Annotated in this window: 7 protein-coding genes; 3 read left to right on the forward strand and 4 right to left on the reverse strand. The window is 55.2% G+C overall.

The features are described 5' to 3' along the window. Window positions 1–244: 244 nt before the first annotated feature. The 4 genes from PN477_RS09270 to btpA form a co-directional block, all read right to left on the reverse strand. Window positions 245–2,422: a CHASE2 domain-containing protein gene (locus tag PN477_RS09270; protein WP_272117542.1), complete on the reverse strand. Its 2,178-nt coding sequence runs from the start codon at window positions 2,420–2,422 to the stop codon at window positions 245–247. 101 nt (window positions 2,423–2,523) lie between these two features. Further along, window positions 2,524–3,504 carry a vitamin K epoxide reductase family protein gene (locus PN477_RS09275; protein ID WP_272117544.1) on the reverse strand — a complete coding sequence of 327 codons (981 nt, stop codon included), beginning with the start codon at window positions 3,502–3,504 and terminating at the stop codon, window positions 2,524–2,526. A 160-nt stretch (window positions 3,505–3,664) separates the two neighbouring features. Continuing rightward, a complete protein-coding gene (locus PN477_RS09280) occupies window positions 3,665–4,636 on the reverse strand; it encodes a vitamin K epoxide reductase family protein (RefSeq protein ID WP_272117546.1) in 972 nt (323 codons plus the stop codon). Window positions 4,637–4,687: 51 nt separating this feature from the next. Next, entirely contained in the window at window positions 4,688–5,530 is an 843-nt protein-coding gene (btpA, locus tag PN477_RS09285; protein WP_072621973.1) for a photosystem I biogenesis protein BtpA, read from the reverse strand. A gap of 280 nt (window positions 5,531–5,810) precedes the next feature. Between btpA and rimO the strand changes: the two genes are divergently transcribed. The 3 genes from rimO (at window position 5,811) to thrC (ending at window position 9,941) form a co-directional block, all read left to right on the forward strand. Continuing rightward, window positions 5,811–7,124: a 30S ribosomal protein S12 methylthiotransferase RimO gene (rimO, locus tag PN477_RS09290; protein ID WP_272117549.1), complete on the forward strand. Its 1,314-nt coding sequence runs from the start codon at window positions 5,811–5,813 to the stop codon at window positions 7,122–7,124. A 132-nt stretch (window positions 7,125–7,256) separates the two neighbouring features. Next, window positions 7,257–8,735 carry a DEAD/DEAH box helicase gene (locus tag PN477_RS09295; RefSeq protein WP_272117551.1) on the forward strand — a complete coding sequence of 493 codons (1,479 nt, stop codon included), beginning with the start codon at window positions 7,257–7,259 and terminating at the stop codon, window positions 8,733–8,735. 99 nt (window positions 8,736–8,834) lie between these two features. Further along, window positions 8,835–9,941 (forward strand): threonine synthase, encoded by a 1,107-nt coding sequence (gene thrC / locus PN477_RS09300; protein ID WP_272117553.1) that lies wholly within the window; start codon window positions 8,835–8,837, stop codon window positions 9,939–9,941. Window positions 9,942–10,170 lie beyond the last annotated feature (229 nt).

The raw sequence follows: 10,170 nt of genomic DNA on the forward strand, positions 1-10,170 counted from the left end.
CCCCCTTTTTAAGGGGGGCTAGGGGGGATCGAGAGAAGGTGAACATCGTTAAGAGCAGTTTGTGTATAAGCAGTAGCCCCTAGGGAGAGGGCTAGGGTGAGGGCTTTCCGGGATCTGGCTAATTTTGTCAGTCAACCAGGCCAGAGGCTCAAAGTACCCTTCCTGGAATCCTCTGTAGTGCGAGCTTCTAGCTCGCTACCCTAACGGAGGAGGCTCAAAGTACCCTTCCTGGAATCCTCTGTAATCAATCCGCCATTTGGTGTTGATTGCGGCCGCCGTTTTTGGCGCAATACATGGCGTGGTCGGCTTTATTGATCAGGACTTCTTCCGTCTCGCCATCTTTGGGAAATAAGCTGCTGCCAATACTCACGGTGACCCCTACTTCATGGTCTTCTAATTGGTAAGGCTGGGCGAGGGTGCTGATAATTTTTTCACTCACAATGCCCGTGTCATTGTGCTTTTTAATCCCTGGGAGAATCACCGTGAATTCGTCTCCCCCCAGGCGGGCGACGATATCACTGTCCCGCAGGCAATGGGTGATCCGTTTTGCCACAGCTTGCAGGAGTAAATCCCCCACATGATGGCCGAGGGAATCATTAACGGCTTTGAATCCATCGAGGTCGAGGTAGAGTAAGCCCACTAATTTACCGTTGTCGCGCCCCCAGTTGAGAGAGGCTTTCAGGCTTTCAAAAAATGATTTGCGGTTGGCGAGGCCGGTGAGGGAGTCGTAATAGGCGAGGCGTTGTAAGTGGGTCTGGGTTTTTTGGAGTTCGCTGTTGGATCGGGTGAGTTCGGCGGTGGTGCGGCGCAGTTCTTCTTCAATCCGTTTGCGTTCGGTGATGTCGTGGATCACGCCGACGAGGAAGACGTTACCGGCGGCATCTTTATGGAGCGATCGCTTCGTCGCACTGAGGTAGGTAATGCCATCGCTGCTGGTGTATTTTTCTTCAGTTTCGCGGGGGGTTTGATGTTCAAAAACCCAGGCCTCTTCCTGGTTAAACTGTTCCGATTCCGCAGCGGTGAAAATTTCGCTATTGGTTTTTCCCAAAATTTGGCTGCGTTCATAGCCGCTGAAGTCACAAAAGGCTTGGTTAAAAATCATCCAGCGGTGGGTAGGGTCTTTGACAAAAATGGGGTCGGGAATGTTGTCGATAATGGAGCGGAGAAATTCGGTGGAGCGTTTGAATTCTTCTTCTTGGTAGGCGAGATAGCTGGTGAGGATAATCGCTGCACTGCCCATGCCGAGGAGGGGCGGCACGAGGGGAAGCCACCACCCTACGAGCAACGCCCCGTAGACGATGCTACCCAACAGAGCCGCAGACCCCAGCAACAGGGTGGTATAGCCGAGGGGCGATCGCACTTTCCAGACAATCCCCCCACCAACCCCAGCCCACAGTAAGATCCAAAGCCATTCCGCTTCACCCCACCCAAACCGAATCAGGGGCCATTGATCCAATTCAGCGCTGATCATTTGACTGATGAAATTGGCATGAAACTCCACCCCGGAAAATTGGGTGGGGGCTTGGAAAAGCTCGGCACTGTAGGGGCCGTTGAAATAGTCTTTCACACTGTTGGCGGTGTAGCCGATCAGAATAATGCGATCGCGCATCTGCTCCGCTGGCACGGCCCCCGTCATCACCTCCTCCATCGTGACGGTCTTGAACTGCGCCGGATTGCGGGGATTCACCACCACCTGATAACCCTGGGCATCGGCCCGCACATAGGGGCCATGGTTCGGCTCAAACCAATACACCGTCTGCTCACCCAACCGACCCGGCGACAGGGCCGGTTGTCGCCCCCAACGGCGTTGTTCTGGCCCAGCGAGTAACCCTTCCCCCTGATTCGCCGCGAGATAGGCCTCGGCCACCCGCACTGAAAAACTCGTTTTCACCTCGCCGTCTAGATGCCAAAAGAAAATGCTGCGGCGAATCACCCCATCAGCATCAATCACCACGTTGTTAAAGCCCACCTGCTCCGGGGTGGCGGCGGGCGGGGGGTCAATGCCGATCTTCTCGTCGTCTTCGAGTTGCTCAATCACCACCAAGTTCGGGAGGCGCTGGATGGTGTTCATCAGGCGGTTGTGGCCCGGCTCCCGTGCTTCGCCCCGATAAATATCCAGGCCAATCACATTGGGCTGGGCGGCGGCAATGATGTCGAGCAGCGCCGCCACATCGCCATCAGAGAGGGGATAGTCGTATTTTTGCAGGTCGGATTCTTCCACCTTGATAATCATGATCCGATCTTCGGGTGCGGTGGCGGGGGGGCGCGATCGCACCAAGGCATCCCACACGGCCCATTCCCAGCCTTGCAAAATCCCCGTCCAACGTATCCCAATCACCAACAGGGTCACACTGCCGACAATCACAAACAGGCTCTGTTGTCGAAGGAGTCGAGAGGTAAACCGACGCAAAGGCTTCAGCATGGCAATGTCAAGATCGGAATGATCTATGGTGGGTTAATCGCGATCGCACCCCAAAATCCCCCCTGGGACTTACCGTATTGATCGTGAACAATGCACCCCGATCAGGGCATTTGATACTTAAAGTCCTGAGAGCCGGTGTATCCCGTCAGTGTCGCTAACTCTTCGAGGGGGCGGACTCCTGGATACAGGGTATCGTTAATCTTCCAAGCCGGATAGCCTGTCACCCCATCGGCATCACATTTCGCCGGGTCTGGCTTTATTTCCGTGGCATCTTCGGCACATTCCACATAGGTCACCGCCGCAAAGGCTTCCTTCCCAAACAGCAGTTTTTGGTCAAAACAATGGGGACACCAATACGCCCCATACATCACAGCCCCCTGCTCGGTTAAATAGGCGGCTAATTCCTGTTCCGCAGGGCCAGAGGTGGTGCTAATCTCCCAACCGACCCCGGGTTTCGGTTGTTCTATGATCGCCGGAATGGTTTGCTTTGCCTCGGCTACGGCGGGACTATTCATGTGCGAATAAATCCCCAAAGTCACCACTAGGGTCATCAACGCCGCAATGATCGCCGTGGTGATCAGTTGGCCCATATCGTCCCAATCTCGCCCGGCCAGGGTTAGCCCGAACAGACTGAGGGAAAAGAGGGCCGAACCGATGCAGTAGTAGCAGGTCATTTGCAGCTTGAAAAACAAGACATACATCAGATAGCCACTAAAGACCATCATCGAGGTTGCCCCGACGAGGAGAAATAACCAAGTCCACTGCTCGACGCTTTCGCGGAATTTGGCCTTTTGGTCGGCATTAATCGCGTAGGGGAGGAGGGACGCGCTGCCCATGCTCAGATAGGCCAAGGCCCCAAAGAGGGACAGGGGCAAGCCGAAGACGGTGGCATAGGGGCTGTCAAGGACACTGTTGCAGCCTTGGGCGGATGCGGTGAAGTCTGCGGCGGAACAGACCACTGCGCCGCCGGTGAGCTTGGTGATGGTGAGATAGGCGGTTAAGCAAAAGCCCACGGTTGCGATCGCACCAATGATGAAGCGCGACCATTTATGAATCCAAGGTTGAGAACGTTTACGCCGCATAAGAAGTTGTTAACGATTGAAGATTAACAGGAAGGTGTAATCACTACCCCAAGGTATAGCTCACGGTTGACGAACCGATGACACGGATATGACAGTTTGAACGGTGCTGAGAATTGGGATTTTGTTGTTTAGTGTAGTGTGTTCGAGGGCTGGCTTGGGCTTAATTCAGTCCCGGCATAAAGTAGCGAAAGGCTTGTGATCCGGAGTAACCGGAGAGTTCGGCGAGTTCATCAAGACGGTGAATCCCCGCATAGAGTTCGCCATTGATTTCCCAGGTGGGATAGGAGTCGAGACCGGCGGCGCGGCAGGTGTCCGGCTGGGCGTTTTGACCCCCTTCGGCACATTCAATGTAGGGAATTTGGGCAAAGGCGCGATCGCCAAAGAGGAGCTTCTGTTCGCTGCAATGGGGACACCAGTACGCCCCGTACATTTTCGCCCCGGTGGCCTGGAGGTGTTGGGCGAGGGCGATTTCAGCGGGCCCGGATTGGGTGACGATCTCCCAACCTTTGCCGGGTTGGGGGCGGGTTTTTAAACTGGGGATCGCTTGGCGATCGCCCGCCACAGCCACCGCCGGAGCGGGTTGATCCTGGGCGTAGGCTCCCAGGGTGGCCACCAGGGTTAGCACCACAACAATCACCGCCGTTGAAAGCACCGAGCCGAAATCTTCCCCATCTTGCCCTGCCAAACTGAGACCGGCGAGGGTAAAGGAAAAGAGGGCCGAGGTGAGGCAATAGGGACAAAAACTATGGAGTTCAAACGCGAGCACACTGAGGAGATAGCCGCTCATTGTGGCCATAATCAGGGAGCCAATCAGCAACAGGGGCCAGGTTTTTCCCTCGATGCTGCGCCGTAAACTGCGTTTCTCGTCGGGGTCAATCGCTAAGGGCAGTCCAGCGGCGATCGCCATGCTCCCATAGGCCACACAGCCATAGGCACTGAGGGGCACACCAAACAGGCGACCGTAGGCACTGTTGAGCACATCATTACAGTCGCTGCCGTTGGCCGTGACCGGACAGACCAGGGTTTGGCCCGTGAGTTCTGCCCAGGTGAGATAGGCGGTGAGGATGATACCCAAGACCGCGATCGCGAGCATCAGGGGACGAGACCAGCGGGAAAGCCAAGATTCAGTCATGATCAAGATCTATGGAAATGCAACCAACAGCCTATCTAATTTAAACCACTCTTAGGGCGCAATTTTCAGGGGAGTAGAGGCGATCGCTGTCTCAATCACCGGTTCCCGCGCCGCTTCCACAAAGCCTTGGACGCGAATCGGATCGATCGGCTCATGAATCTGGCCGTGACGCTTTAGGGAACTGGCCACAATCACCCCATCCGCCGCCTGCATCAAGGTCGCCACATTATCCCAATCCGCCCCACTGCCGATTAACACCGGCGTGCCCTTGGCCGCATTGGCCGCCAATTCCAAATCCTCCAAATTCGGCGGACTGCCCGTAGACCAACCGGAGAGAATCACCGCATCGGCCAAGCCCCGCTCGATCGTGTCCTGCACCGCCGTGGTGAGATTGGGCATTCCCAGGGGCCGGGCGTGCTTCACCAACACATCGGCAAAAATCGCCACCTCACTGCCCAATTCCCGCCGATAGCGCAGCAGTTCATGGGCGTTGCCTTCGATAATGCCTTGATCCGTGGCCATCACCCCCGTCAACACATTGACGCGAATAAACGGGCATTGGCACACCGTCGCGATCGCCATGCCGCTGCGGGCATCATTGCGCAACACATTGATCCCCACCGGCACCATCACCAAATTCATGATTTGCTGCACCACCAGGGTCATCGCACTCACCACCGCCGGATCAACGTGATCCTTGGCAAAGGGAGCATCAAAAAAATTCTCGACAATAATGCCATCCACCCCACCGGCTGCCAAGGCGGTCGCCTCCTGTTCCGCACGGGCGATCACGGCTTTGAGATCACCATTCCAGCGGGGTGAACTGGGGAGGGGGAGCAGGTGAACCACGCCAATAATGGGATGAGGGGTAGAAAAGATCTGTTTTAAATCCACGTCCGTTTTGTCACTCGCCGCTAACGTACAAAGGGGTCATGCTGTTTCCCGATCGGGAAGACCAGCCAGCGATCGCTACGCCAATCAGCGCAACCACACCGCCAAGGGAACACCAAGAGAAATAATCTCATCCAGATGATTTTATCGAGCCAGGGGATGATCGCAAATCCACAAACCCTCCCTGAAATATTCTATGCTTTCAATGGGCAGTCCATCAAAAGCATTGGATGGTCACCCCCGATTTACCCCCCAATCCACCACCACGCACGTCACATTCAGTATGGGCCCCAAGCCAACCATTGCCATCTCTCATCTCGGCTGCGAAAAAAATCGGATTGATTCCGAACATATGCTCGGTCTCCTGGCTCAATCCGGGTACACCGTCGATGCCAACGAAGGCCTCGCCGACTACGTCATTGTCAACACCTGTAGCTTCATCCAGGCGGCACGGGAAGAGTCCGTGCGCACCCTCGTTGAACTGGCCGAAGCGGATAAAAAAATTGTCATCACCGGCTGCATGGCTCAGCATTTCCAAACGGAACTTTTAGCAGAATTGCCCGAAGCAGTTGCAGTGGTGGGCAGTGCCGACTACCATAAGATAGTTGATGTTATTGAGCGAGTAGAATCTGGCGAACGGGTTACGGAGGTTTCCCAAGAGCCAACCTACATTGCTGACGAAACCACGCCCCGCTACCGCACTACAACCGAGGGAGTTGCGTATTTACGGGTTGCCGAAGGGTGTGACTATCGCTGCGCATTTTGTATTATTCCGCACCTGCGCGGCAACCAGCGATCGCGTTCAATTGAATCTATCGTCACTGAGGCGAAAATCCTTGCTGATCAAGGCGTACAGGAGTTAATTTTAATCTCTCAAATCACGACCAATTACGGAACAGACATCTACGGCGAACCCAAACTTGCAGAATTATTGCAGGCGTTGGGCAATGTCGATGTGCCGTGGATTCGGATGCACTATGCCTATCCCACGGGACTGACTCCCAAAGTCGTGGCCGCGATCCAAGAAACTCCCAACGTTCTGCCCTATTTAGACCTGCCCCTCCAACATTCCCACCCGGAAATTTTGCGGGCGATGAATCGGCCCTGGCAAGGGCGCATTAATGACGATATTATCACCCGGCTGAAGACCGCCTTACCCAATGCGGTGATGCGAACCACCTTTATTGTTGGGTTTCCCGGCGAAACGGAGAGCCACTTTCAACATCTGTGCGAGTTTGTTGAACGCCATGAGTTTGATCATGTGGGCGTTTTCACCTTCTCCCCTGAAGCAGAAACACCGGCATACCATCTCCAAAACCAAGTCCCCCAAGACGTAATGGATGACCGACGCGATCGCCTGATGGCGATTCAGCAACCGATTGCTGCGCGTCGTAACCAAGCTGAAATTGGTAAAACTGTACCAGTTTTAATCGAACAAGAGCATCCTGAGACCAATCTGTATATTGGGCGATCGCCCCGGTTTGCCCCGGAGGTTGATGGTCTTGTCTATGTCAACGGAGCCGCTCAGTTGGGACAAATTATCCCCGTCCACATCACCGATGCGGACATCTACGACCTCCACGGCACAGTCCGCTAAGCAGGCTATGCCGGCCTTAATTGCACCTCCCTCCTTGACCCATGGGCGATCGCGTTACCGAATGCTGACCTCACCCATTCCCAAATCAGGTTAAGTTTTTTAAACTAGACGGAAACCAAAGTAAGAATACTTATGACAATTTCTTTTGCAAGTCTTGGACTGTCAGAGCGTTGTGTTGAGCAACTCTCCGAGATCGGGTTTGAAACCCCCACGGATATTCAAGCACAAGCGATCCCCCAAATCTTGGCGGGCCGCGATGTGGTGGGTCAGTCCCAGACTGGAACCGGAAAAACCGCAGCCTATTCGCTGCCGGTGCTCGAACACATCGATCCGCAAGACGGAACAGTCCAAGCCTTGATTTTGGCCCCCACGCGGGAATTGGCTCAACAAGTCGCCCAAGCCGTAACAGATTTTGCAGTGAGTCGTCGTATTCACGTCCTCACTGTCTGTGGGGGTCAATCCATCGAACGACAAATTCGGAGCCTGCAACGCGGTGCTCAGATTGTCGTCGGTACGCCTGGCCGGGTCATTGATCTCCTTGATCGCCAAAAGCTCAAGCTCGATACCCTCAAGTGGGTCGTCCTTGACGAAGCCGATGAAATGCTCAGCATGGGCTTCATTGACGATGTGATCAAGATCATGAAAAGCACCCCAGACACCCGAAAAACGGCGTGCTTCTCGGCCACCATGCCCCGTGCCATTCAAGATTTGGTTCAAAAATTTCTCAAATCCCCTGCGACCGTCACGGTCAAGCAGACCAATGAAGCTCCGATGCGGATTGAGCAACGGGTCTACATGATTCCCCGCAGTTGGACGAAAATTAAGGCGCTCCAACCGATTCTGGAAATTGAACAGCCAGAACGGGGCATTATTTTCGTGCGGACGAAGCGATCGGCGGCGGAAATCACCGTCAAACTCCAAGGGGCTGGGTTGACCGTCGATGAATACCACGGTGACCTAAGCCAAGTGCAGCGGGAACGGTTGGTGCAACGCTTCCGGAATGGTCAGGTGCAGTTGGTGGTAGCCACGGATATCGCCGCGCGCGGCTTGGATGTGGAAGACCTCAGCCATGTGATTAACTACGATCTGCCCGATAGTGCGGAAACCTATATTCACCGCATTGGCCGTACGGGCCGAGCCGGGAAGACGGGGAAAGCGATTTCCTTGATTCAACCGATGGATCGTCACCTCCTGTCACGGATTGAGCGCCGTTTGAAACAGCGGATCGAAACGTCTCAGATTCCGACGCGATCGCTCGTTGAAGCGCGTCGCTTAGAGAAGCTGAAATCCACCCTCCAAGAAACCTTGTCCGGTGAGCGGATTGCGTCGTTCTTGCCGACGGTGAAGGAGTTGAGCGCGGAATATGATCCCCAAGCGATCGCCGCTGCTGCCCTCCAAATGGTCTACGACCAATCCTGTCCGGCCTGGATGAAAACCGATTGGGATGTTCCCACGGATGACGGAGTGCAAAAACCGATTAAACGCGGTGGTGGTGGCGGTGGCGGTGGTGCCAGTAAAGGGCGATCGCGCCGGCCTTACTCCGAAGGAAGTCGGTCGAAAAAACCCACCCAATGGTCTGGCAATCGGAAAAAATCCCATGCGGCGCAATAAGATCGCCAAGATCGCCTAAAAAAGCGAGAAAATAATAAAAGATGGGATAATAACGATCCCATCTTTTTTTTGTTAATCTGAATTCCTCAGAGGCTCACCGTGGTTTTAAGTCCTTCTGCCCCCGCGATTATTGACCCCTCTCGCCATCAAGGGTGGCCGGGTCTGATCCGCCATTATCAAGAATTTCTCCCCGTCAGCGAGACAACGCCGGTGGTCACCCTCCACGAGGGGAATACGCCCTTGATTCCGATCCCGACGATCGCCGCAGCCATCGGTCGTAATGTTGCTGTCTACGCTAAATATGATGGTCTCAACCCCACCGGCAGCTTTAAAGACCGGGGCATGACCATGGCGGTGTCCAAAGCGAAAGAAGCGGGCGATCGCGCCGTCATTTGTGCGAGTACCGGGAATACCTCCGCAGCAGCAGCAGCCTACGCCTGCCGAGCGGGGATGAAAGCCTATGTCTTAATTCCCGATGGCTATGTGGCGCTGGGTAAACTGGCGCAAGCTCTGCTATATGGGGCAGACGTGATTGCCATTGATGGTAATTTTGATGACTGCTTAACCCTAGTGCGGCAGTTGGCGGATCACTATCCCGTCACCTTGGTGAATTCCCTCAATCCCTATCGTCTCCAAGGCCAGAAAACCGCAGCCTTTGAGGTAGTGGATGCCCTGGGGGATGCTCCGGATTGGCTCTGTATCCCGATGGGGAATGCGGGCAATATTACCGCCTATTGGATGGGATTTTGTGAATATCACCAACGGGGTAAGAGTGGACGCTTGCCGAGAATGATGGGGTTTCAGGCGGCGGGGGCGGCTCCGATGGTCACCGGTCACCTGTGCTCCGATCCCCAAACGGTGGCGACGGCGATCCGGATTGGTAACCCGGCGAATTGGGAGAAAGCGATCGCCGTTCACGAAGCCTCCCAAGGGGAATTCAACGCCGTCACCGATGACGAAATTCTCCACGCCTATCGCCTCCTTGGGGGTCAAGAGGGGATTTTCTGCGAACCGGCCAGCGCCGCCTCCGTGGCGGGCCTGCTCCAATGCAAAGACCAAGTGCCCGACGGTGCAACGGTGGTTTGTGTGTTGACGGGGAACGGCTTAAAAGATCCCGACACCGCGATTCAAGCCAGCACCAACCAAGCCCACACCGGGATCGCTAATGATCTTAATACCGTGGCGCAGGTGATGGGGATGGCGTAAGCCCTCATCCCCGGCCCTTCTCCCACGAGGAGAAGGGAGTCTTAAGCCCTCATCCCCGGCCCTTCTCCCACGAGGAGAAGGGAGTCTTAAGCCCTCATCCCCGGCCCTTCTCCCACAAGGAGAAGGGAGTCTTAAGCCCTCATCCCCGGCCCTTCTCCCACGAGGAGAAGGGAGTCTTAAGCCCTCATCCCCGGCCCTTCTCCCACGAGGAGAAGGGAGTCTTAAGCCC

The sequence above is a fragment of the Spirulina subsalsa CS-330 genome, from assembly GCF_028330765.1.
In the GTDB taxonomy this organism is placed as follows: domain Bacteria; phylum Cyanobacteriota; class Cyanobacteriia; order Cyanobacteriales; family Spirulinaceae; genus Spirulina; species Spirulina subsalsa_A.